This is a genomic window from Ruegeria sp. SAZD011, assembly GCF_059612545.1.
Genome location: NZ_JBXWQU010000006.1, coordinates 1 through 22364, shown reverse-complemented (window position 1 = coordinate 22364; position 22364 = coordinate 1). Strand labels below are relative to the sequence as shown.

The 22364-nt window shown below is 59.0% G+C and carries 18 protein-coding genes and 3 pseudogenes; 5 read left to right on the top strand and 16 right to left on the bottom strand.

Annotation, left to right across the window (positions count from 1 at the left end):
- From AC2FLM_RS01240 to AC2FLM_RS01195, 10 genes are all read right to left on the bottom strand, one after another.
- Positions 1-403, bottom strand: a 403-nt coding sequence (locus AC2FLM_RS01240; RefSeq protein WP_496854935.1) for an ATP-binding cassette domain-containing protein, incomplete at its 3' end; no start/stop codon positions are given.
- 198 nt (positions 404-601) lie between these two features.
- Entirely contained in the window at positions 602-2236 is a 1635-nt protein-coding gene (locus AC2FLM_RS01235; RefSeq protein WP_496854933.1) for a M81 family metallopeptidase, read from the bottom strand.
- Positions 2237-2308: 72 nt separating this feature from the next.
- The gene (locus AC2FLM_RS01230) at positions 2309-3655 is read right to left on the bottom strand and encodes a metal-dependent hydrolase family protein (RefSeq protein ID WP_496854931.1); all 1347 of its coding nucleotides are present in this window, start codon (positions 3653-3655) and stop codon (positions 2309-2311) included.
- A gap of 88 nt (positions 3656-3743) precedes the next feature.
- Positions 3744-5162 (bottom strand): serine hydrolase domain-containing protein, encoded by a 1419-nt coding sequence (locus tag AC2FLM_RS01225; protein WP_496854929.1) that lies wholly within the window; start codon positions 5160-5162, stop codon positions 3744-3746.
- Between the two features lie 212 nt (positions 5163-5374).
- The gene (gene bla, locus AC2FLM_RS01220; protein ID WP_496854927.1) at positions 5375-6373 is read right to left on the bottom strand and encodes a class A beta-lactamase; all 999 of its coding nucleotides are present in this window, start codon (positions 6371-6373) and stop codon (positions 5375-5377) included.
- The gene (locus AC2FLM_RS01215; RefSeq protein ID WP_496824389.1) at positions 6370-6501 is read right to left on the bottom strand and encodes a hypothetical protein; all 132 of its coding nucleotides are present in this window, start codon (positions 6499-6501) and stop codon (positions 6370-6372) included. The genes bla and AC2FLM_RS01215 overlap by 4 nt, the downstream gene beginning before the upstream one ends.
- A gap of 31 nt (positions 6502-6532) precedes the next feature.
- Positions 6533-8158 (bottom strand): amidohydrolase family protein, encoded by a 1626-nt coding sequence (locus AC2FLM_RS01210; RefSeq protein ID WP_496854925.1) that lies wholly within the window; start codon positions 8156-8158, stop codon positions 6533-6535.
- A 163-nt stretch (positions 8159-8321) separates the two neighbouring features.
- Positions 8322-8987, bottom strand: coding sequence for a DUF3299 domain-containing protein (locus AC2FLM_RS01205; protein WP_496824393.1), 666 nt, complete (start codon positions 8985-8987; stop codon positions 8322-8324).
- A gap of 31 nt (positions 8988-9018) precedes the next feature.
- Positions 9019-10668, bottom strand: a complete 1650-nt coding sequence (locus tag AC2FLM_RS01200; RefSeq protein ID WP_496854923.1) for an amidohydrolase family protein — start codon at positions 10666-10668, stop codon at positions 9019-9021.
- A 29-nt stretch (positions 10669-10697) separates the two neighbouring features.
- Positions 10698-12254: an amidohydrolase family protein gene (locus AC2FLM_RS01195; RefSeq protein WP_496854921.1), complete on the bottom strand. Its 1557-nt coding sequence runs from the start codon at positions 12252-12254 to the stop codon at positions 10698-10700.
- Positions 12255-12430: 176 nt separating this feature from the next.
- On the opposite strand from AC2FLM_RS01195, the gene AC2FLM_RS01190 reads away from it, so the two are divergent.
- Positions 12431-13534, top strand: coding sequence for an AraC family transcriptional regulator (locus AC2FLM_RS01190; RefSeq protein ID WP_496854919.1), 1104 nt, complete (start codon positions 12431-12433; stop codon positions 13532-13534).
- A 117-nt stretch (positions 13535-13651) separates the two neighbouring features.
- Here AC2FLM_RS01190 and AC2FLM_RS01185 read toward each other — a convergent pair whose 3' ends face one another.
- From AC2FLM_RS01185 to AC2FLM_RS01160, 6 genes and pseudogenes are all read right to left on the bottom strand, one after another.
- Positions 13652-14674 (bottom strand): mechanosensitive ion channel family protein, encoded by a 1023-nt coding sequence (locus tag AC2FLM_RS01185; protein WP_496854917.1) that lies wholly within the window; start codon positions 14672-14674, stop codon positions 13652-13654.
- A 202-nt stretch (positions 14675-14876) separates the two neighbouring features.
- A pseudogene (locus tag AC2FLM_RS01180) lies at positions 14877-15461 on the bottom strand (alpha/beta hydrolase); the annotation flags it as partial.
- Positions 15462-15574: 113 nt separating this feature from the next.
- A pseudogene (locus AC2FLM_RS01175) lies at positions 15575-15646 on the bottom strand (IS6 family transposase); the annotation flags it as partial.
- Positions 15643-15969: a hypothetical protein gene (locus tag AC2FLM_RS01170; protein ID WP_496854915.1), complete on the bottom strand. Its 327-nt coding sequence runs from the start codon at positions 15967-15969 to the stop codon at positions 15643-15645. The pseudogene AC2FLM_RS01175 and the gene AC2FLM_RS01170, both read right to left, overlap by 4 nt.
- Positions 15970-16576: 607 nt before the next feature.
- A pseudogene (locus AC2FLM_RS01165) lies at positions 16577-16763 on the bottom strand (IS6 family transposase); the annotation flags it as partial.
- 96 nt (positions 16764-16859) lie between these two features.
- Positions 16860-17492, bottom strand: a complete 633-nt coding sequence (locus AC2FLM_RS01160; protein ID WP_496854913.1) for a TetR/AcrR family transcriptional regulator — start codon at positions 17490-17492, stop codon at positions 16860-16862.
- A gap of 193 nt (positions 17493-17685) precedes the next feature.
- Here AC2FLM_RS01160 and AC2FLM_RS01155 point away from each other — a divergent pair, with 193 nt between their 5' ends.
- Genes AC2FLM_RS01155 through AC2FLM_RS01140 form a run of 4 tightly spaced genes read left to right on the top strand, consistent with a single transcriptional unit; the run spans position 17686 to position 22178 of the window.
- Positions 17686-18732: a glycoside hydrolase family 88 protein gene (locus AC2FLM_RS01155; protein WP_496854911.1), complete on the top strand. Its 1047-nt coding sequence runs from the start codon at positions 17686-17688 to the stop codon at positions 18730-18732.
- A complete protein-coding gene (locus AC2FLM_RS01150) occupies positions 18729-19892 on the top strand; it encodes a CaiB/BaiF CoA transferase family protein (protein ID WP_496854909.1) in 1164 nt (387 codons plus the stop codon). The genes AC2FLM_RS01155 and AC2FLM_RS01150 overlap by 4 nt, the downstream gene beginning before the upstream one ends.
- Before the next feature lie 4 nt (positions 19893-19896).
- Complete coding sequence (locus AC2FLM_RS01145) at positions 19897-21033, top strand: acyl-CoA dehydrogenase family protein (RefSeq protein WP_496854907.1); 1137 nt, start codon at positions 19897-19899, stop codon at positions 21031-21033.
- Entirely contained in the window at positions 21030-22178 is a 1149-nt protein-coding gene (locus AC2FLM_RS01140) for a CaiB/BaiF CoA transferase family protein (protein WP_496854905.1), read from the top strand. Before AC2FLM_RS01145 ends, AC2FLM_RS01140 begins: the two co-directional genes overlap by 4 nt.
- Positions 22179-22364 lie beyond the last annotated feature (186 nt).

Sequence of the window (22364 nt, the reverse complement as noted above, 5' to 3'; positions counted from 1 at the left end):
GCCCTAGTTCGCCGAGCAGATGTCGGGCCGCTCCCGCAGGATCCTCGCCCGCACGCGCGAGCCGACGCTTGGAGAATCTACAGGGCAGAAGGACATTCTCGAGCGCGCTCAGCCACGGAATGAGGTTGAACACCTGAAAGATCATGCCGATATGGTCCACCCGGAACCGATCCCGCGCACCGCCATTCAACGCGCCTATGTCGTTGTTCGCGACCAGGATAGCCCCCGGTGAAACATCCACCACGCCTGCGATAGCTGAGAGGAGCGTGGATTTTCCGCACCCGCTGGGGCCAAACAAGAAATTCCGCTCACCCTGAGCTAGCGACAGGTTTGGTATTCGCAGCGTCGCTTTTTCCGACCCGGGCCAATTGAAAGTCAGGTTTTCGACGTGCAATGCCCTCATTCGATACACTCAATCTGGCTACCTTGACACAGCCCACTTGGTCCGATGGGCCAAAACCCAACTACATGTATGAAGCAGCTATAGCCAAGGGCTGAAGCCCCGTTAAGACAGGCCACCTTCGCTTTGAGTTGATCATCAACACCGGCTCGAAGCATTATGAAACAGTATCCTTTGGCGGCGTGTACCTGTGGAATTTTGCTAGTTCGCAACAGTAAACGTTGTGTTCTTGTCGAGAGGGTAGATGGGTTCCGTCAGCTGCGTGTGCTCGAAAAGAGTGATATCGCGACTGGTGGCACCGGGAACATCAACGATCAGCACCTTGTCCGTGAAATCTTCATAGAACGCTCGGAAGTGATTCCCGCTTTTGACACCTATGACGTCATATTCCTGGATGGCGATGCCATGTGGCCTCGCCTGTGAGTCGTCATAGGCCTGGACCAGACCGGATATGACGATGACATCCACCGTATCCGAGATGACCAGCCTGACTGAGGGACCAAAGTTGTAAGGGATACCATAAGCGGTCCCCCCGCGAACGAACTCGTAGCCATCCGAAATTGACTTGACATAGGCTTTGGTTTTAATCGGTTCGCCCGCAATCGGCTCAAACTTGCCACCGAGGCTCACATCAATTGTGGCTCCGACACCGGCAGCGACTGCGGCCTGTGCGGTTTCCGGATCGTGTATGGAAATGAAGGCGACTTTGCCCAAGCCTTCTGTTTCCAAGAGAGCACGCAGCAGGTGCGTCCCCGAGCCACCCGCCCCACCACCGGGATTATCCGCAGCATCCCCAATCACAATCGGTGTATGGTCGATGATATCAACCTTCGTCGGCTGCTGACGCTCATAGCGGCCGTCTCTGTCGAGCATGGCCAGTACAGTGCTCATCGTTGAGTCCAAGTCATTCAGTGGATAAAAGGCCTCATCCTTGTGATCCCATATCCACTGGGACAATTCGTCCACCAGATCTTGTGCCAACTCGGCGTTGTTTTCGGTGGTGACCATCGGGTACACGCCGATAAAATCGGTGTCCTGGTACGGGAAACCATGCATTACAGAGCAATTGAGAACACCGGGACGGTTTTCGATCTCAATACACTTTTCCTTGAGCTGATTTCCAAAAATGCCTTCCTCTTCGGTGTTACTGAGCGGAATCATCAGCGGCACTTTGCGATAGGCCGGCGTTGGTTGCGACTCTCCTGCCAGGATCGCAGCGGCACGATACATTGCATCACGTGCAGCTTCATTCATATCCAGATGAGGATATTTTTTGCAGGCACTGAAGAAATTCATATTGTCCTTCATTTTGTCCGTGATCTTGCCATGCAGGTCGCCGGACCAGACAATCATCGTGTCCTTTCCCACAAGTTCCCGGACAGACTCCGCCAGATCTCCTTCAAGATCGGGCGTTTTATCCACAACGCCTGCACCGTGAAGAGCGAGGTAAACGATGTCCAAAGGCATCTGTGCTTTAAGCGTGTCGAGCATTTCCTTTTTCGCATCGCTCCAGAATTGCGCATTCACCAGACCAAAGCTCGAATCCGGTCCGTATATGAGACCCGGGAGCAACTCCCAGCCGTTTTCCTCGCACACATCTACTGCACCGCCCAAGGCTGTTCCTCTGAGTGCCTTGATTTGATCACCCCGAAAAATACGCATGTTGTCCAGCGTGGTTTCGCCCATGCCTTCTGTGAGGTAGGTGTTGGTTTCATGGAAAAAGCCGACACAACAGACACGTAGTTTTCCGCTTTTTTTCGTTGCCCCAAGCGAAGGTGACGATACTGCGGCAATAGCGGCAGAGGCCGCCAGAGTGTTGAATACTCTACGTTTCATGTTTCGTCCTGTTCTCCCAGAAACCTCAAAAAATGCTGCAGGCATTTTGGCCAAACGCCCGTAGCAAAAAGGTCAATCGATGGTGTTCTTGTAGATCACACCGTCCTTCATGATGATTTTCAGGTTATCAACGTTGGTTACCGCTTTCAGGTCTTCAAGCGGATTGCCATCGACCAGCAGAAGGTCAGCGTAACCGCCCACTGCAACCTTGCCAAGAGTTCCTTCCTGATAGGGGTTGCGCATGTCGCCGCTCAACGCGAACAACTCGCCCGCAGTACTCGTCGCCATACGCAGGATCTCGACGGGCTCGAACCACGGCAGCAACCGCTCCATCTGCTGTGTTTGTTTGGCGAGCTCTTCTTCGGGAAGGAAGAACAGGTCGGTCCCGTATGTCACCTTCAGATCGGGAAAATTCTTGATGGCTTTGTAGACCCGTTCTGTACCCTGACAGACCAGCGCAAGCTTGGAGTTCGAGAAATCATCCAACTGTGGCTCTTTGCAGACCGTGAAGGGCTGGGTACTTAGGAAAACGCCCTCGTCGGACATCCGCTGCAAGGTTGCATCATCCAGCAACTGGCCGTGACCAACGTCCTTGATCCCCGCGTCAATCGCCCTGTTGATGGCGGAAGGGTGATACCCGTGAACGGTGACATAGGTGCCCCAATCGCCAGACGTATCCACGGCCGCCTTGATTTCATCAAAGGTGAATTGATTGCCCAGAAGAGGGTCCGCAGGGGACGCGTATCCGCCGCCGATCGCCAGTTTGATATGGGATGCGCCGTTTTTCAGGTTTTCGCGCACTGCTGCGAGCACCTGATCCACGCCATCCACATTATAGGCATGGCCCTGCCTTTCCCAATCGGGCGTCGTGCCGCCGAATTGAACATGGGGCTGGTTGCCGAACCGGAAGTCGAAATGCCCGGCGGTCTGGCCGATCAAAGCCCCCGGCGTATAGATCCTCGGGCCGGGAATAAGGCCTTCGTCAATGGCGCTTTTCAGACCGAAGACATTGCCGCCCATATCGCGAACACTTGTAATGCCACGCATCAACATGCCTTCGGCGTCCACGGTCGCGCGGATGTAGCCATAGGAAGCGTGACCCGTCAGCATTCGCATCTGAGAGATAGAGGAATAGGCCAGATGGGTATGTGTGTCGGACAGGCCCGGCATCAGCGTGCGACCGCCTCCGTCGATCACTGTGCCACCCGCAATCGCCAACGGTTCGGTCGACACTGCGGTGATAAGGTTGTCCGTCACCACGACGTTAGCATTCATGATCAAAGCTTCGTTCACGCCGTCAAAGACGTTGACGTTGGTTAACAGGATCGGCCCGGAGGCGTCCTGAGCCGCCGCCGGAAGGGAGACGCTGACGGTGACGGCAAGCGCCGCGGTCAAGGTCCTTGGGTTTGATTTCTTCATTTGGTGACTCCTGTTGTCGATGCTGCGAGTTCGGTGGAGAGGCCGATCTGCGCTTTGCAGGATCGCCCCTCCACCGAATGCATGGCTCTTACTGGGCCGGTTTGTCGAATGCAGTTCCGGAGAGCGAGAATTCGTCGACCGCCCCGTCGCCCCGAATGAAGATCCGGTGGTTGAATCGCACGTAGTTGAGTTCGCCAGACGGATCTTCGAGCAATTCGCCGAGGGCGCCCTCGTTCGGGCCTTCTGTGATGATGAAATAACCCTCGGCCGTGTTGGCCACATTGGCAGGCGCGGGATCTGCTCCGCTGGTCAATGCGGAGAACTGGACAAACACATATTTGTCGCCCTCTTTGCGGATCTCGATGTTTTGGGAATTCCCCTTGAAGACGCCGACGAAGGGATCGAGCACAGACGGATCAACGCCCGCTGCGACCGGAGAGTCGGCCTCGATTCCCGTGAAGGCTTTGACCATTGCGTCCGAAATTTTACTGTAGGCTTCGACACCGCGATCGCTGTGGACCATGATCACCACCGCAAAGTCGTGTTCCGGTATCAGCTTCAGAAAAGACCGCGTGCCGGGCCAATTCCCCCCGTGGAAGGGGCTGGTGACGCCGTCGTAGTCATGGACGAACCATGTCAGTCCGGTAAACTCGCCGGCCGCAGCATCGACTGCCGGCGCATGGGCATAGTCCAGCGATTCCATGGACAACAGCTGGTTCCCGGTGGCGTCCTTGCCGTCCAGCTGAAAGCGGGCGTATTTCAGCATGTCGGTAACCGTAGACCGGATTCCGCCGGAGGCAGCGGACTCTCTTATCAACGGAATGTAGTACGGCTTTAGATCACTGACGCTGCCTTCCCCGTAGATCGGCGGATGACCCCACGCGTAATCTTTGGCCGGCGGGGTGGCGTCGTAGTTGAACGATGTCGAATCCATGCCGAGCGGAGTCAACAGGTTCTCTTCGATCAGGGTCTCGATCGGCTTTCCGCCGACATGCGACACCACATGGGTCGCGAAGGTGATACTGGTGTTGTTGTACATCCAGGTTTGACCGAACGGATAGATCTGCTCGACGTAAGCCGCCTGGAGCATGACCTTCTCGCTGATCGACCCACCCGGAGGCACAGTAAGGAACCCATGGTCGCCATACCAGCCAGCGTGATGGTGGAACAGGTCGACGACCCGCGCTTTCGACGTTGCATCGGGATCCGCGACCCTCCACCACGGCAGGATGTCGACGACACGCGCGTCCAAATCCAGAATGCCCCGTTCGGACAGCTGCATGGCCAGAGTCGAAAGGAAGGTTTTTGTCACAGAGCCAATTTGAAATTGCGTATCAGTGGTAACGGGCTCTCCGGTAGTTACGTTCGTGACACCGAGTCCGGCGCCGTAGGCGTTGGGCCCATGGATGACCCCGATACCAAGTCCCGGGATTTTCAGTTCCTTGATCAGTTCAGAGGCTTCGGCGAGGACCGCATCAAAGGTCGCCTGGCCCTCTTCCTGTGTCATGGCCTGCTGTGCGAGTGCCGGTGTGACGCACAGTAGCGACGAAACAAGCAGGGCAGGTATTGGTTTCATTCGGTTCTTCACTGGGTTTTTCCTTTGCATTGGAGTCTTCGCCAGATTTCCCCTGGCGGGATAACGATGGCTCTTCCCGGAAGGTTCTGTCTTCGCCGGGCAGGATCGTGCTGGCAGGAGCCTGCACGGCGAAGTTTTCCCGTTCACTGCTTAGCCATCTGCCCAAGATAGAAGTAGTCGTAAAGCGACCGGGCGACCTCGGCGATGGCCCGATCCCTGTCCGCCTCGGATGTCTCGCTGCTCTTGGTGAACACGGCGATGGCAAACCGACGACCGTCGGGAAGCGTGATATAGCCGACGTCATTGGCCACGCCCCCGATGGTCCCGGTCTTGTGCGCCACGGGCGTTCCCCTCGGCAGAAGCCCCTTGAGCCGGCCAGCGCCGGTGCGCGTGCGCGACATGACATCAATCAGGAAGTCGCGGCTCTCGGCGCTCATCGCCATGCCACTGTCGATGGCAAGCAGGAGTTGCAGCATCGCAAGCGGCGTTGCGTGGTCGCGGGGATCCGCCTCGAAGTCCAGATTGCGGTCACTGACGATCGTTGCAAGCTCCGGGTTGGTCTTGAAGGCCTCTATGGCGACCTTCATCGTGGCCGGTCCCGGCAGACCATAGAATTCGCCGATGATCTCGCCAGTCGTCCGATCGACCCTGAAATCGGTGATCCCGAGCCTGCGCAGGTTTTCGGTCACGGCCGCGGCGCCGCCAGCCAGCCCGATCAAGGTGTCGGTCGCCGTGTTGTCGCTCTCGGTGATCATGATCTCCATCAGGTTCGCCACCGAAAGCTGAAGGCCGGGATGCACGAATGTGTCGCTCAGCGCAGCGTCCCCGATCATCATCATGTCAGGTGTGATATCGACCATCTGGTCGAGGCTCAGTTCCCCCTTGTCCACGCGGTCCATAATCGCAGTGGCGATCGCAACCTTGTAGGTGCTGGCCATGGCGAAGGTTTCATCGCCATTCAACGCGATAACCTCGTCGCCGCCGATTTCCTGCGCCGCAAAGCCGAGGCGCCCGACATGCTTCGCCGCGAATTGCTCGATCGCGGCGGCAACGGGCTGCCCGTCTGATGTCTGGGCATAAGCCTGGCCGAGGGTCGCCGCTGCAGAAACCGCGAGAGCCATGATGGTGTTGCCAAGTTTCATTTCAGATATCTCCTTTCTGAGAGATTGGTATCGGAATTGTCCCGTTCTGCGTTGATACCCAGAATCACGCAGCCTGCGCGCAAGACCTGGGCGGGGGACAGCCAGGAGTCGGAGATCAAAAACAGCATGATCCCGTCTCCTCGCCTGGATGCGCCGCGATCAATTGCCACCGTCCGCCGGGATGCCCGTGAAGTCGCTGGGCATCCCGGTCGAGAATTCGGCATTCCAGGCCTCTACCGAGACCGGCACGAAGCGCGGCTTGTCTTCAGGGTCAAACCGGATCGGCTGACCGGCGAAAACAGGCAGCACCTTGTCGTCACGCAACGCGACCTGACCGTTAACGATCACGGCTTTCATGCCCGTTGACGGCACGGCACCCTTCTCGTAGGTCGAATTGTCCGTGAAGCGTTCGGGATCGAACACCACGATATCGGCGACCATGCCGGTCTGGATGCGGCCACGTTCCTGCATCGCCTTCAGACCCGTATCGCCCAGATGCTTGGCCGCGTTGTAGCTGAGGATCGATATCAGCTGCATCATCGGGATGTTGTTTTCCCGACCGAGCCGGATCGTTGCGCCCCGGGCGCCCGCCGCGCGGGGATGGGTGTTGCCGAGCTGGTCCAGCGAGATATCCCACGGGCCGAAGTACGGTTCGGGCGGAAGCGCGTCGCTGCCCACGGTGACGCCCTTCAGCGTCAGCCATTTCGGCGCATCTTCCGCGGGCATCTTGAACACGACGATCGGCTTGGTCGGATTGGCGGCCATGTCGGTCTTGAATGACTCCAGGGTGTAGTACTCGTTCGTGACCGGATCCAGCACGGTATCCTCATAGCGGTTGCCCAACTGCTCGACCCAGCTGTCCGGCTGCAGGAACGACGCATTCAACGTAGTGGATCCGGCAGCGTAGGGATAGATTTCACCCCAGATGTTGTGGCCCTGTTCCTGAAGCTCAACAATCATTTGCTGGGCAAGCCGCCAGCCGGGGTTGTTGAAGTGAAGAACGATCGCCGGGGCACCCAGTGTCAGGGCATTGGCGATGAGTTCCTGCGCACCGTTGTTCTCGGTCGTGTCGGTGCCAAGCGTATAGCGTGTATGCGCGCCAGTCGGGCGGCCATAACGGGCGCCAACCTTCTGCACCTCGAACATCTCGCGGGAAGAGACGCCCTCCCGCATATAGCCCACGGTGCTGCCGATGCCGGGCGCGCCCGCCATCAGACCCTTGTCGATCTCTTCGAGAATGGCGTTGCCCTGTTCCAGGGTCGGGCGCGTCACGCTCCAACCCGGTTTCTTGCGGGTTTCCAAGGCGGCAATCGGACCCTCTATCAGGAAATCGCCCTCTGCCCCGTCGAGCACCACCGCGCGGGCCAGTTCGTGGCTGACCGCGCAGCCATAGTTGGCGTGGGCCACACCGGCACGCGCCTCGTACCAGTCAGCAATATATGATCCTGCACAGCCAGCCTCGAAATCCATGCTGCTGGTCAATCCGTCGCGCAACCCGACCCGGTAGCCGATTGGTGTCTGCCAATGAAAATGGGTATCGATGAAGCCCGGCGCCACGATATGGCCAGTGGCATCCACCGTCTCGGTGCCCGTCAGGGGTTCCTTGCTGATCGCAACGATGCGCCCGTCCTTCACGCCGACATTGGCGAAGTCATCGAACAGGGTTTCGGGATCCATGACCCGACCGTTGTTGATCACCAGATCATAGTCTTGTGCCAAGGCCGGAACGGCACACATGACGCTTAGCAAGAAGGTCCCGGTCAATAGGTGTCTTTGCGTCTTCATTTGTGACTCCATCTCGATTTCGGTTTCTATTGATGGCTTTATTACCAGCCGGGCGATCGTCTTGAATGCGCCCTTGGCGAATTCCTGTTTCCCGGACGCCGCGCCGCCCGGCTTCGCCAACAGTTCCTACATTCCAAAGAAAAAGGGCCGGGCCATTCCCATCTCATCGCTCCGGCAACTCGACGAATTCAGCCTCCAAGGTCCAGCCGCTCAGCATGCGCGACTCGCCGTCGAGGATGAAAATAGTATCATCGCTTGGCTCGACGCGCAGCAGCCCCGACACCCGAACCGGCAGATACAGCGACCCGACCTGTTGATCCGCGCGTAGTCTGACCCTGACGAGTTGGTTCGGCGGTGGCGGCGGAAGGTGGCTGCACATTCCGACCTGCGGCACCAGATAGCCGAACCCGCTGCCATCCGCGTCTGGCGGTGCAGGGATGATATAGCCCGAGATCGAGACCTCGACGCCGTCGAAAATGGGGTTCGTGGCAATGCGGGCGATCTGCCGCTTCTTGGCGACGTCCCATCGCTGCTCAAGCAGCGCTTCCACATCGTGACCGTTCGCTTCAAGCACTTCCCGCGCGGCGGTGCGGCGGGCTTCCAGACGCGTGCGGGTCTCAGCATCAAGATCAGTGCCGGCGAGCTTCTCGTCCGACTGAACCAACAGTTTCAATTTGTTCATCATTTCGACCCCCAACGCTGCGTAAGGGTCGTCAAAGGCCACCGCCAACGGATCAGCCAGGTCGGAAAACTCGATCGATTCCGGCTCTGCCGTGACTTGAGTGGCGGCCAACAAGGCCGCCACAAAGACAGAGATCAAAAACCGCATGTTTCCGCCTCTTTGCTTGGATGCGTCATGATCAGTTGCCACCGTCCGCGGGGAAGGCGCCCGTGAAGTCACTGGGCATCCCGGTCGAGAATTCGGCATTCCACGCTTCCAGCGAGACCGGCACGAAGCGTGGCTTGTCTTCGGGTTCAAACTGTATCGGCTGACCGGCGAAGACAGGAAGCAGCACATCGTCCCGCACGGTAACCTGACCGTTAACGATCACGGCTTTCATGCCCGTCGACGGGATGGCACCCTGCTCATAGGTGGAATTGTCCGTGAAGGTTTCGGGGTCAAAGACCACGATATCGGCGACCATCCCGGTCTGGATGCGACCGCGTTCCTGCATCGCCTTCAGGCCGGTATCGCCCAGATGCTTGGCGGCGTTGTAGCTGAGGATCGACATCAGCTGCATCATCGGGATGTTGTTTTCCCGACCGAGTCGGATCGTGGCTCCTCGGGATCCGGCGGTTCGGGGGTGTGTGCCGCCCAGCTGGTCCATCGGGAAATCCCACGGGGCGTCGTACGGCTTTGCACCAACCCCATCGCTGGCCATGGTCACGCCCTTCAGCGTCAGCCATTTTGCCTGGTCTTCGGCGGGCATCTTGAATACGACGACCGGCCTGGTCGGTTCGGATGCGATGGTCGCCTTGTAGGTCTCGAGGGTATAGTACTCATTCGTGACCGGATCCAGAATGGTTTCCTCATAGCGGTTGCCCAGATCGTCGACCCAGCTTTGGGGCTCCAGAAACTCCGCATTGATCGTGGTGGAGCCTGCAGCATAGGGATAGATTTCCCCCCAGATGTTGAAGCCCCTTTCCTGCAACCCTGAAATCAATTCGTGTGTCACGCGCCAACCGGGGTTGTTGAAGTGCAGGACAATCGCAGGCGCGCCGAGCGCGATTGCGTTTGCGATCAGTTCCTGCGCGCCGTTGACCTCGGTCGTGTCGTTGCCAAGCGTATAGCGTGTATGTGAGCCAGTCGGGCGGCCATAGCGTGCGCCAACCTTCTGCACCTCGAACAACTCGCGGGAAGAGATGCCCGCTCTCATATAGCCCGTGGTGCTGCCAATGCCGGGTGCGCCCGCCATCAGACCCTTGTCAATCTCTTCGAGAATCGCGTTGCCCTGTTCCAGGGTCGGGCGCGTCACGCTCCAGCCTGTTTTCGCCCGAGTTGTGTAAGAGGCTACGGGGCCGTTTATCAGGTACTCGGCGCCGTCTGACCCGTCGAGCACCATCGCCCGGGCGAATTCGTGGCTGACCGCGCAGCCATAGTTGGCCTGGGTCACACCCGCACGCGCCTCATACCAGGCGGCGACATAGGATCCCGCACAGCCCATCTCGAAATCCATGCTGCTGGTCAACCCGTCGCGCAACCCGAGGGAATATCCGATCGGCATCTGAAAGTGGAAATGCGTGTCGATGAAGCCCGGCGCCACGATATGGCCGGTCGCATCAATGGTCTCGGCACCCGTCAGCGGGTCCTTGCTGATCGCAACGATGCGCCCGTCCTTCACGCCGACATTGGCGATGTCGTCGAACAGCGTTTCCGGGTCGATGACCCGGCCGTTGTTGATCACCAGATCATAGTCTTGCGCGAAGGCCGCTGAAACGGTCAGCAGCCCGGCAATAAGTGTTGTTGTCAAAATGGTTGTTTTTGCTTTCATGGAGTGTTCCTCATCCACAGGTTGCTTTCTATCCGTTTGGAAGAGTTTCAGTTCACCACCGTATTACGGATCGCCCTGCCATTGGGAGCGTCCAGCACCAGCTCGCCATCGCGCACCGAGAAGCCGCCGTTCACGATCACGGTTTGCACGCCCACGGTCGGTCGATTGGCGTTCTCGAAGGTAGCCAGGTCAGAGACCGTGGCGGGATCGAAGACAACGATATCAGCGTCCATGCCCACTTGAAGCCGACCCTTGGTGCGCATTTGCGGCACGCTGTCTTCCAGTGTCTGCGCGGGCAGCAGCGACATCTTGCGGATCGCTTCGGAAAGCGACAATATCCCGCGTTCGCGCACATAGGACCGCAGGATCTTGGTATACGTGCCTGTTGACCGCGGATGGCTGAACACATTGTCGGGCAACGGCCATTCATCGCCTTCGTATAGCAGAATGTTGCCGTTTTCATCGAAATAGGACCAGAGCACGGAATCCGAGGCGATCGCTGTCGCGGGATTGGTCACCGAAACGTCCAGCAGCGACAGGGCCGCGGGATCTTCCTCGTCCAGGAAATGCCAGACGATGAAGGTGCCAGGCTTGTTGGCCTGATAATCAGCCAGTTCGTCCTCGGTCATCCGATCCGCGCCAAGCTGGAAGTTGTTGGCGGTCGAGTCCATCCGGTCGCGCCAGTCCGGGCCGCTGAACATGGCCGCGCCGACCACGGTGCTGGCTGCGCCGTAAGGATAGGCCTCGGTCGTGACGTTGATGCCCTGGGCCTGCGCCTTTTCCACCAGCGCCATCGTGGCCTTGATGTCCGACAGCGAGGTCGAATTGATGTGGCACAGATGCATGTGCGCACCTGTGATGGCGGCGAGGCTGATCAGCTCCTGGATCGCCTCAAACGAGCTTTGCGGCTCGGTGTTGCTGGCATACCGCACATGGGTATAGGTCGGGACATTGTATTTCTTGGCCAGTTCGGCCAGCGCGTAATACTCTTTATGTCCAAAACCCGGCGCATAGCCAGCGTTGACGCCGATACCGAGCGCACCGTCCTTCAGGCCCTGTTCGAGCAGGGACATGATGCGCTCGGATTGTTCCGGGCTGGCAATGTCCTGCTTCCAGTCGGTGCGGCCCTGCGCATCCGTGAAAAACGCCGCTGTGGCCAATGGGTCGGTATCGCTGAAGGTCGCAATCCGGCTGTGGGTCCAGCCTGCGGACGCGCCATAGTTCATCGGCAGTTTCTTCGTGGCCTGATCCTCATACCAGTCGCTGACCGGCACAATGCCGGATTCAAGCTCCAGCGCCGTGGTGACGCCCTGGATAACCTGCATCCGGTAGTCGCCGATGTTCTGGCCATGGGAATGCAGGTCGATGAAGCCCGGCGACACGACGTGGCCCGTGGCGTCGATCACCACATCTCCCGCCAGCGGAAATTCGCTGATCGCCACGATCTTGTCGCCCTCGATGGCGACGTTGCGAATGGCATCAAGACCGGTTTCGGGGTCGATGACACGACCGCCGGTGATGACGATGTCGTTCGCCAGCACGGCCGTAGTCGACAACAGCAGAGCCACCATCGTGGCGGCTCCCAAAGTCCTTGTTCGTAGCATTGACAAGCTCCTGAGCCGACAGAGGTCACGGGCGCCGAGCACGTGACGCCAGAATCTGTTCGTGACTAGCCTGAAAGCTACACTGCCCGCGAGGTCAGGTCTTTGCATCTCATGCCAGCGGTGGCACAATCCAGTCGCATGGGGTAATCCGTTGAAAGATGAGACAAGGAGTCCGGATGAGCAAACCATCTACACCGAAGTTCACCCGGGCATTGTTGATGTTGTTCCCGCTCGCCAAGGCATTCACCTTGCGGGGCGGCGATATCGAAGCTTTGCTTGCCCGCAACAGGATTCCGCTCTGCGCGCTGACCGATCCCGCAATGCTGATTGAGGCGACCGCCCTTTATGCGGCCATGGAGGACATGGCCGAAACGCTCGGCGACCCACATTTTTGCGCAACGGTGGCCATCGAAACCGCCCGGAAGGGGACGCCCGGGCTCCGGGACGCGGCGCGCCAGGCTCGCACCTTGGGAGATTTCCTCTCCCAAGTGGTGGTGGAAGTTTCGAAGCAAGTCGACAATGTAAAGTATTCCTTATTCGTTTCACCCGACGTTGCAAGCTTGGAGGTTCAGCGCACGATCAGGGTGTCGAAGCCATCAAGTCAAGTGGATGTTGTCAGCGTCGCCTTCTACGTGACCGTGATCAGGCTGGGTATCGGTGACACTTTCAACCCCAATGACATCCTCGTCACTGTGCCGAGCACCGCAGGTCTTCCGCCGGGGTTTCTGCCGAAACAGGCGCTTATCACATCCCAGATCGACGGCTTGAGGATTTCATTTCCGCCGCAATGGCTTTGGGCTCCATTCTCGCTGGACTGGGACCCTGTGGAAGCGCCACGAGGGGAATTCGCGGCCGACAGCACCAATGCCGGCGAATCAACCCTTTGCTATCTTCGCAGCGTGCTTGCGGATAACATCGCGCACCACGATCCATCTCTTGATGGATTTGCCGCGCTCTGTGGCTTGCATCCTCGTCGTGTACAGCGCATCTTGCAGGCAGAGGGCACTTCCTTCAGCCAGATGAAAGACGACGTGCGCCAGAGCGTCAGCGAAGACCTCCTCTCGCACACAACGCTACCCATCTCGCAAATCGCCCTTCAGGTAGGCCTCTCCGGCCCGGCCGCCTTCGACAGGGCATTCAGGCGATGGACCGGCAAGACGCCCACAGGTTTTCGGGCCGAGTCTGCTGCAGACATGCAGACCTTATTGCCCGGGTCGCAGATTAGTGATGCGGATCCAACACCGGCAGCGAACCGTAGTGGAGTGTCCCAAACGCGGTGACGGTGCCGATCATGACCGTCAGGGCGTTTTATCGCCCGGTCCTCTCTTTCGCCCGGCCTCTGACATCAGGTGGAAGAAAATGCGGCGGTCACAGTAGCAACCAGGGGCGCCGTCGCTTTACAGTCGACTGGCAGAGTGCTTCCGTTCGAACCTTATATCCTGAACCTCGGCCGTCACCTGCAAGCCTGCGCCGCTTAAGACCTTGTGGATGTTGAAAAAAAGCTCTTCGCGCCCGGCAAAGCTCGCCATGTAGCCGTCAAAGTGCACCCAAAGCGAATAGCGGTAGGGGAGTGACGAAGCGTCGGCCAGCCGGATCACCGGTGCCGGGCGTGACAGGAGTGCGTCGCATCGGCATGCCGCCTCCCCCAGAAGGGACTTCACGCGCTCCGGGTTCTCGTCACCCGAAACAAGGATTGTAAACGTGTCCGCGTAGAGCTCGCCAGGCTTTGGAAGAATCCGCAGACGCTGACCCGCCAGTTGCGCATTCGGAACGAGGAAGATCGCACGGTCCCAGCCCCGAAGATGCGTTGCCCGCCAATCCATGTCGACAACCTGAGCGACGGTGCCGTCCTCCAGCATTACCCAATCACGGCGTTTGAAGGGATGTTCTATCGACAGTGCCGCCCCGGCGACGATGTCCGTAAGCGTCTGCCGCAGCGCGAAGGCGAGGACCGCAGCGAAACCTCCGACGACCACCGTCAGCCGCGGAAAATCGTTCGCGGCGAAGAAGACGAGCAGGCCGGCAAGGAGACAGACCCCATACAGAAATGTTCGGGAAAGCCGCGAGAGGCCATCGCCGCGCCCATGACGCTCCCGCGAGACGGCCGCCGCTTCCACAAGCCTCGCGACGCTGAAGGAAATGGCAAGGTACATAGCAAGCCTGACCAACATCCCCGGCCGAGTCTGCGTTTGATCGGACAAGAGAGTGTCGCGAAAGATCTCGGCTGCTGTTCCAAGGCTCCAGCTCCCCGTCAGAACCAACGCAATCTCGATTATCGCGCTCGTAAAGGGGTACTTACCCAAGACTCCACGCAGCATGCGAAAGCGGACTGCGAGCGCCCAAATCACGAGCATGACGATGGGCAATACCACGGTCAGGAGCGTTTCGCCCATCAGGGATACCAAGGTGGTGTCAGCCAAGATGATATCTCCATTCATTTGCACGGCGACGTTCGGTCAACCACACTTTGATCCGCATCCGGTATGGGTGAGCTTTGTCGCTTCTGGCAATCAAGGTCAACCATCGGATCGTCCTGCGGATTGACCTGGGCAAGCTGCTTCACTCAGACTGCGATGGCACACATCGCTCCCGATCACCGAAAGTGCTATTTGTGTCATCCGCTCACTTGATGATCTCCAGGGCGCCACCGGCTCCGAAGACAATCACTTCGCCCAGCAAGGTCGGTTCGTTGTTGGAATAACTGTCTCCGGCCAAGATGCGCGTTCCGAGAAGTTGCACCACTTCGGGCGCTTCGCTGAATTTCGTGTGATGGATCGAGCTTGTATCCTTCACCTCGCTCAGATCAATGACGTTTACGCCAAGTCTGGTCAGTCGATCCGCATCGATATTGCCGACCCTCGGACGGCGCGAGAGAAATTCCGACAGGCGAAGTGCCTGGTCATCATCGGAAATGAGAACGAAGAACCGGCGCTTCTCTGGTGGAATGGAACGCACCTGTGCCGCAAACAGATCGTAGTCGATGTCAGGGGACGCCAGGATGATGTTCGCAAGCTTCCCGGTTGAATCGAAAAGCTTTTGTTGAACACCGGTCCGGAGCGCTTCCATGGTGAGAAAGTTGCCCATGGAATGGGCCACGATTTCTATGGTGTCGAATGATGATCGACCCAATGTGCTTGCGACTTCATAGATTGCATCGCGGGCGATCAGGGCACTGTTGATGTCGTAGACATAGCTCGTGAGACGCCCGTCGGAGGCCCATCAGAACAGCAATGGAACACCAACATATCACGTATCCTCCACGAAGGCCCTGTCAGACCGATGAGAACCGGTCTCACGAAGGGTTGAACGTTTGTCTCTTTCGCCGCGCAGAGATCGCGCCACTCGGCGAGAGCGGCGGCGCGGTTGAGCTTGAAATTCTGTCGGCTGGTTAGGAATCCGGGTGGAATTTGGGATCCACCTGCGGTTCCAGATGATGTTTGACCACCATCTGGGCGATGCGGTCCGCAACCGTGGGTATGCCCAGCGGCCGTGTCTTGCCATCGCTCTTCGGGATATCGACCCGCCGCACCGGAGGCGGAAAGTAGCTACCCGACGACAGCCGATTCCAGAGCTTGTAGAGATTGTTCAAAAGATCAGCCTTGAAGTCCGCAATCGTCTGGCCGTCAACGCCAACCGCTCCCTGGTTGGCTCTAACCCGCTTGTATGCGTTCCATACCTCCCTTTTAGGAATAGCATATGGCTTTGCCCTATTCACGAGGATCCTCCCGTCGCCGGTTATCCCCGCTCCAGAGCTGAACAACGCAACCCATTCGCTCCAGCCCCATTACAGGACCTTCATCACCACTACCGGTTGCTCCGCCCCTGTGCCCCGCATCGGTAATCTCACCCTCACAGGGTCTGCCTGCTTGGGTTTCTCCCTTGTCATCGGGGCGACAGGTTCCCGCTTTCCACACGAAAGACTGATCAAGGGTCACGCCGCCTTCATGCCGGATGCCATCTGGGCAAAAATCAGGTTGCCCCCCAGCCTCGTCCCGGGTTAACGAATTCCCCCCGGTTTCGCCATCATCTTGCACTTTTCGACACTTTATCAGCGGTTCGCTTACGCTCGTCTCTCCAGACCGCACCTGACGGGCTCGAAGCCCGCCTTTTCTACAACGCTCACCACCACGGCTCTTTACCGTCGCAGCTTGCAGTGGTTTGAAGCCTGCCCCTGATGGCCGGCTTCGAGGGGCCTCCCCTCATCTTTCGTGCAGCTCGGCACCCGCATCATATGCCGGAGCCTCGCGGCACACTTTCGTCCATATGCCAACCCCACTGCGGCTGGATTTCATCCCTTCAATCCGCCGTTTTCTGATCTAGGACGCAAAAATAGGGCCAAACCTTTGCCACCAGAACCGGATCGTTTCGTGGCTGACATCGACGCCGCGCTCGTGAAGCAGATCCTCGAAATTGCGCAATGACAGGGGGAAATCTAACGTACAGCATGACCGCCAGACGAATGATCTCTGGGCTGCTGTGGAAGTATTTGAACGGATCACGTTTCGACATGCAGAGAAGCTACGAGACCGCCTTGCCGGTCTCAACCGGACTCCTTCTGACACCGCCCCTCTGGGCCGCGAAAATCGCCAGAACCTCCATGAAAAGTCAGGTCGTTCGGATCCGGGCCAAGATCATTGCGCGCAGTTCGGCCACCAATGCACGGCCCACCGCAGGGTCGAAACCGCTTCGCTGCCAAGCCACCACATTGCCCGCATAGGCCCCAACGATGCTGCGCGCCAGCGTGGCCGGGACGATGTCGCGCGCGAATTCCGCGCTCGCCACGCCCTCGGCCAAGATCTCTCCGATGATCGTTTCCTGTCGCTCGAAAATGGCACGAACACACTCTGCAACAGGGCTGTCGTCACCCGCAAAGCTGAAGGAGCACAGCACCAGCATGGTGAACGCTTTCGGGTTTTGCACGGCATAAGCAGCCTGCGCATGGAGAAACGCCAACAGTCTCTGGGTTGCCGTTGGTGTCGAATTGCCTTCTACGCGGTCAAGAGCTTCAAAGATGCGCGTGTCGATGTCCTGCAGCAAGGACAGAATAATCTCATCCTTGGACGCGAAGTAATGATAAACCGCGCCCTTGGTCATACCCAGCGCCCGCGCGATCGCCTCAATATGGCAATTGTGATATCCGCGCTCGATGAACAGGTCGGTGGTCGCGTCCTTGATCAGGCTGATGCTTTTGTCGCGGGAAATCTCGTGCTTGGTTCTTTTTCTTGCTTGCTGGGGCACGTGTCTTTTCTCCTCGGCCTGATGACACGCCGGGGCATGCTGATCCTGATTTAGCACCTCGTATGCCGCCTGTGACCCCATAATCAGCCCGCCTCCTAACCGCCAAGATGCTTGACAGACTCACCAGCGCAATTTTACCTACCTACGCGAAGGTATGTAAATATCATGGCAACGTCTTGCAGCAGAGGACATCATGGAAAACTCACAAATCAGAGAGCTCGTCGGCCGCGTCACGGATTTCGTGTTGCGTAACACCGAAGAACGGGATGTCTGGGAAAAATCAATCGCGCTGACGGCCATCCTGGCGTGGAACGACCCCGACGCGGTACAAAGGGGCGAACACATCATTGCACGCTCGGTTGCGACACAGAACAGCGACGGCAATCTGAATTATGCCGATGCGGTCGATGGGTTGCCGGGGCATGTCAAGACTTTCACGCCGATCGCATCCCTGACCAGCAGCTTGGCGCGGCCCTTGCTGGAATACTACAAACGCACCGGCAATGCCGCCTATCTCGAGGCCGCAGACCTGCAGATGCAGGCGCTGATGAATACGCCGCGCACATCTGGCGGCGGTTTCTGGTCGCGCGGCGAAGGGCCGGAACTCTGGATCGACATGGTTTATTTGATGGCCCCGTTTCTGGTGTCCTACGGCCAGATCAAAGGGGATCCAAGGTATCTGGAGGAAGCGGTTCTGCAACACCGCGTCGCGGTGGAGCGTCTGGTCGATCCGTTTACCGGCCTTTCCCGCCACGCCTGGTGCGAGGTGCCCAACCACTATCCGCAATCGACCTTCTGGGCGCGTGGTAATGGCTGGTTGACTGCCGTGACTGTGGACTTGCTCGAAATGATGGGCCCCCACCCAGCCCGTGACTTTATCGCCGAAACCGGAATGCGCGCCCTGCGTGAGATGGCGAAGTATCAGGACCGTTCGGGCTTTTTCCGCCACATCATAGATGGACCGGGCAGCAAGAAAGAGGCCTCGGCGACCCTGATCTATGCCTATTCGGTGGCCAAGGCCGTGCGATTGGGCCTGCTTGATGACAGCTGGCTGGACAGCGCCTGGTGCGCCTTCAATGTCGTCGCCGGATCGGTGCGCGCGGATGGCATGGTGCCCGGTGTTGCCATCCCACCCGGCGGGCCAGGGGTGCCTTTTGCTTCTACGCCTTTTGGACAGGGCTTTTTCATTCTGGCCGCGTACGAACTGCTCGGACTTGCGGGGGACGAGGGCGCGAAATGACCACGCCGCGCCCTTTGGCCGGAATCCGCGTCCTCGACCTGTCGCGGCTTGCCCCCGGTCCCTATGCTACAATGTTGTTGGCCGACATGGGTGCCGAAGTCATTACCGTCGGCGCCGGCAGCGATGCGGGCGTCGCGCCTGTTGTCGCTCGTGGCAAGACGCTGATCCGCCTTGATCTGAAATCGCCCGAAGGCCGCGATGCGTTGCACCATCTGGCGCGACACGCCGACGTTCTTGTCGAAGGGTTTCGCCCCGGCGTCGCCGCCCGCATCGGTGCCGGACCAGATGAGTTGTGTGCCCTGAACCCGCGTCTGGTCTACTGCTCGCTCACCGGATACGGGCAGGACGGACCGCGCGCGCAAGAGGCCGGACACGATATCAACTACCTTGCTGCAGCAGGGGTATTGGGCATAATGGGGCCGCCCGATGGGCCACCCACCGTGCCGTTGAACCTGGTTGCGGATTTCGGCGGTGGCAGCCTGTTCGCAGTAATCGGCATCCTGGCCGCACTGAGTGAACGCGCGCGTACCGGCAAGGGGCGCCGCATCGACGCCGCGATGGTCGATGGCTGCCTGTCGATGATGGGCATGCATTCCGAAATGTGGCGTACCGATTTTATGCCAGCGCGCGGTAAAGGGCTGCTCGGCGGCGGCGCTCCGTTTTATCGCTGTTATAAATGCGCAGACGGCGGCTACATGGCTGTTGGTGCGCTCGAACCCGCGTTCTTCACCAATTTGTGGAAAGGGCTGGAGTTCGACAACCCGGTGCCCAACTACATGGATCCAGACTTATGGCCCGAACTTGAGGCACGCTTCTCGCAGGCCTTTGCCAGCCGAAATCGCGCGGAATGGACTGCGGTTTTCGAAGGCGTTGACGCCTGTGTCACTCCGGTTCTGGCCCCCGACGAAATGCGCAATGATGCGCAGATCGCCCACCGCCTGACCGGCGCCCCCGGCCTTGTGCCGCTGGCGCCACGTTTTGACGGCGATGATCAATCGCCGCCACCGCTCGACATGACCGACCGCACAGAATCCGTACTGGTCGCGGCAGGCTTGTCTGCCGATACGGTTGCTGCCGTGCTCAAAAGCAACGGTGCCGCTGTCACGCGCAGTCTTCAATGGCCCCCACGCAGGCCGAGAAAACCAAACAGGGAGCAATGAAACAATGAGCGAATCCTGGGATACCTACGAAACGTTTCGCGATACGGTGCGCCGGATCGCCCGTGAAAAAATCGAGCCTTTGGCCGTTGAATTGGACAAGACCGGCGGCCCGCCCGAGGCGCAATTCGAAATCTTTCGTGAAAACGAACTGCTCGGACTCGGCCTGCCCGAGGAATATGGCGGTGGCGGCGGCGATTTAATGGCGCAAGTCATCGCGGTCGAGGAAATGGCGCGGGTCTGTTCGGCGTCCGCGCTGACAATGTCCGTGGCCTGGGGCACGATTGATCCGCTGGTACGGTTTGGTTCGGCGGAACTGAAACAGGCCATCATCCCGCCCGTTGCCGCAGGCGAACTACGCACCGCATGGTGCATCACGGAGCCGCAAGGCGGCACCGATATGGCCGGCATGACCACACGTGCCGTCGAACAGGGCGATAGTTGGGTGCTCAATGGCACCAAACGTTTCATCACCAACGGCGGTTGGGCACACTGGTATCTGGTCGTTGCCCGGCTAGACGAGGACTTCGCCATTTTCATGGTCAACGCCGACGACCCCGGCATAAGCTTTGGTCCACCCGAAGACAAGATGGGCCTGCGCGGTTCGCCCACATCCGATGTGATTTTTGACGATTGCCGCATCCCGCTGGACCGCATTGTCGGAGACCGCAGTGGCGGCTTGGTGCGCATGGGCCTCTCGCTCACCCATTCACGTCCGGTGATCGCAGGTCAGGCGCTTGGCGTCGCCCAGGGCGCGTTGGATCAGGCCGCCGCCTATGTCAAAGAGCGAAAATCGCAGGGCAAGCCGCTGGCGCGCTACCAGCTGATCCAAGAAAAAATCGGCGATATGGCCATACGGGTCGAAAGCGCGCGCGCGTTGCTTTATCGCGCGGTCGATTTCGCGATGCGCGGCGATCCGCAGGCGCGCAGCCTGGCGTCAATGGCCAAGGCTGCTTGCTCGGATGCCGCGATGTCGGTGGCCGTTGATGCGGTGCAACTCCACGGCGGCTACGGCTATCTACGTGGTGTCCCGGTCGAGCGCATGATGCGTGACGCCAAGATCACTCAAATCTACGAGGGTACAAACGAAATCCAGCGCCTGATCATTGCCAAGGCGTTGCTGAGCGAAGGTGGTCAAGCATGAGCAACCAAGTACTCGACGGGCTTCTCGTCATCGACATGAGCGAAGTGTTCCAAGGGCCGTTGGCGGCGCAGGTCCTCGGCGATTTCGGCGCCGACGTGATCAAGATCGAGCGCGCGGGCACCGGGGAGGCATTGCGAGGCTCTGACCCTGCGTCGACCGCCAAGGGCATGATGAGCAGCCATTTCGCGGCCACCAACCGGAACAAGCGCTCTATCGCTCTGGACGCCAAAAAACCCGAGGACGCCGAGACGTTGCAGGCGCTGCTGGATCGGGCGGATGTCCTCATTCACAACTTCCGCCCAGGTGTGGCCGAGCGGTTGGGCATTGGCTATGACGCCCTGCACGCGCGCAATCCCCGGCTGATCTATGCCTGGGCCTCGGGCTATGGTGATACTGGCCCGCTGGCCAAGGCAGGCGGGCAGGATCTGATTATCCAGTCGCTGTCTGGCATGGCGCGCGAAAGCGCGTCGAGCGGTGGCGCCCCCAGTTTCGTCAACCCGCCGGCCATTGATTATGCCTCGGGGCAAACGTTGGCTCAGGGCATCTTGCTGGCGTTGCTAAATCGAGAGCGTACGGGCAAGGGGCAAAGAGTTGCGATCAACTTGCTCGACACCGCGATGGCGATCCAGAGCCTTGAGGCCGCAACGACCCTGATGCATGGGGTCACGACCAAGTGGTTCGACCTGGCCGCGAATTTTGTTTTTAAAACCAGCGACGGCTATTTGACCGTGTTGGGTTTCTTCCGCCCCAATCCGCTGCAATCCCTCTGCAAAGCATTGGGCCTACCCGATGCCAGCACTGCTGAGCATCTAGCGACGCCGGACCAACAGCGCATCCACCGCGACGAAATCCGCGACCTGCTGAGCGGCGCGTTTCTTGAGTTGACCACCGCCGAGGCCCACCGCCGTGTTTCAGCCGAAGACCTGCTCTGCCAACCCGCGCAGAGTCTAGCCGAGGCGCTGGCGCATCCGCAAATAGAAGCCAGTGGACTGCTCATCAACGCGCCTCTGCCCGACGGGCAAAACGCGCGTTTGGTTGGTAATCCGCTGAAATTGTCTGACAACCCTGCGCAATTGCGCAACGGCCCGCCTGCGCTGGATGCCGACAGGGCTGAGATACTGAACTGGCTGCACAGCCCAAAATAATAGAAGCCCCAACATGGGCGATGCTGGGTAGTGCCGAAGTCTACGACAATTCCACCATGCCTTGGGTGGTGTTCTCAGATTCCCAGATCGCCGGCTGGCGTGCCCCCATCTGTCACTGTACCCTAATTAATCAGAATCTGTGGGTTCAGGGCATTTTGGGGCACTTTTGTACCCTTAATTACAATA

Coding starts and splice junctions, on each gene's coding strand:
- AC2FLM_RS01140 (WP_496854905.1), top strand. CDS start 21,030: ATGAGCAACCAAGTACTCGACGGGCTTCTCGTCATCGACATGAGCGAA.
- AC2FLM_RS01225 (WP_496854929.1), bottom strand. CDS start 5,162: ATGACACAGGAAGAGGGCCAGGCGACCTTTGATGCGGTCCTCGCCGAA.
- AC2FLM_RS01145 (WP_496854907.1), top strand. CDS start 19,897: ATGAGCGAATCCTGGGATACCTACGAAACGTTTCGCGATACGGTGCGC.
- AC2FLM_RS01205 (WP_496824393.1), bottom strand. CDS start 8,987: ATGCGGTTTTTGATCTCTGTCTTTGTGGCGGCCTTGTTGGCCGCCACT.
- bla (WP_496854927.1), bottom strand. CDS start 6,373: ATGAAACTTGGCAACACCATCATGGCTCTCGCGGTTTCTGCAGCGGCG.
- AC2FLM_RS01150 (WP_496854909.1), top strand. CDS start 18,729: ATGACCACGCCGCGCCCTTTGGCCGGAATCCGCGTCCTCGACCTGTCG.
- AC2FLM_RS01235 (WP_496854933.1), bottom strand. CDS start 2,236: ATGAAACGTAGAGTATTCAACACTCTGGCGGCCTCTGCCGCTATTGCC.
- AC2FLM_RS01215 (WP_496824389.1), bottom strand. CDS start 6,501: ATGCTGTTTTTGATCTCCGACTCCTGGCTGTCCCCCGCCCAGGTCTTG.
- AC2FLM_RS01155 (WP_496854911.1), top strand. CDS start 17,686: ATGGAAAACTCACAAATCAGAGAGCTCGTCGGCCGCGTCACGGATTTC.
- AC2FLM_RS01190 (WP_496854919.1), top strand. CDS start 12,431: ATGAGCAAACCATCTACACCGAAGTTCACCCGGGCATTGTTGATGTTG.
- AC2FLM_RS01230 (WP_496854931.1), bottom strand. CDS start 3,655: ATGAAGAAATCAAACCCAAGGACCTTGACCGCGGCGCTTGCCGTCACC.
- AC2FLM_RS01210 (WP_496854925.1), bottom strand. CDS start 8,158: ATGAAGACGCAAAGACACCTATTGACCGGGACCTTCTTGCTAAGCGTC.
- AC2FLM_RS01195 (WP_496854921.1), bottom strand. CDS start 12,254: ATGCTACGAACAAGGACTTTGGGAGCCGCCACGATGGTGGCTCTGCTG.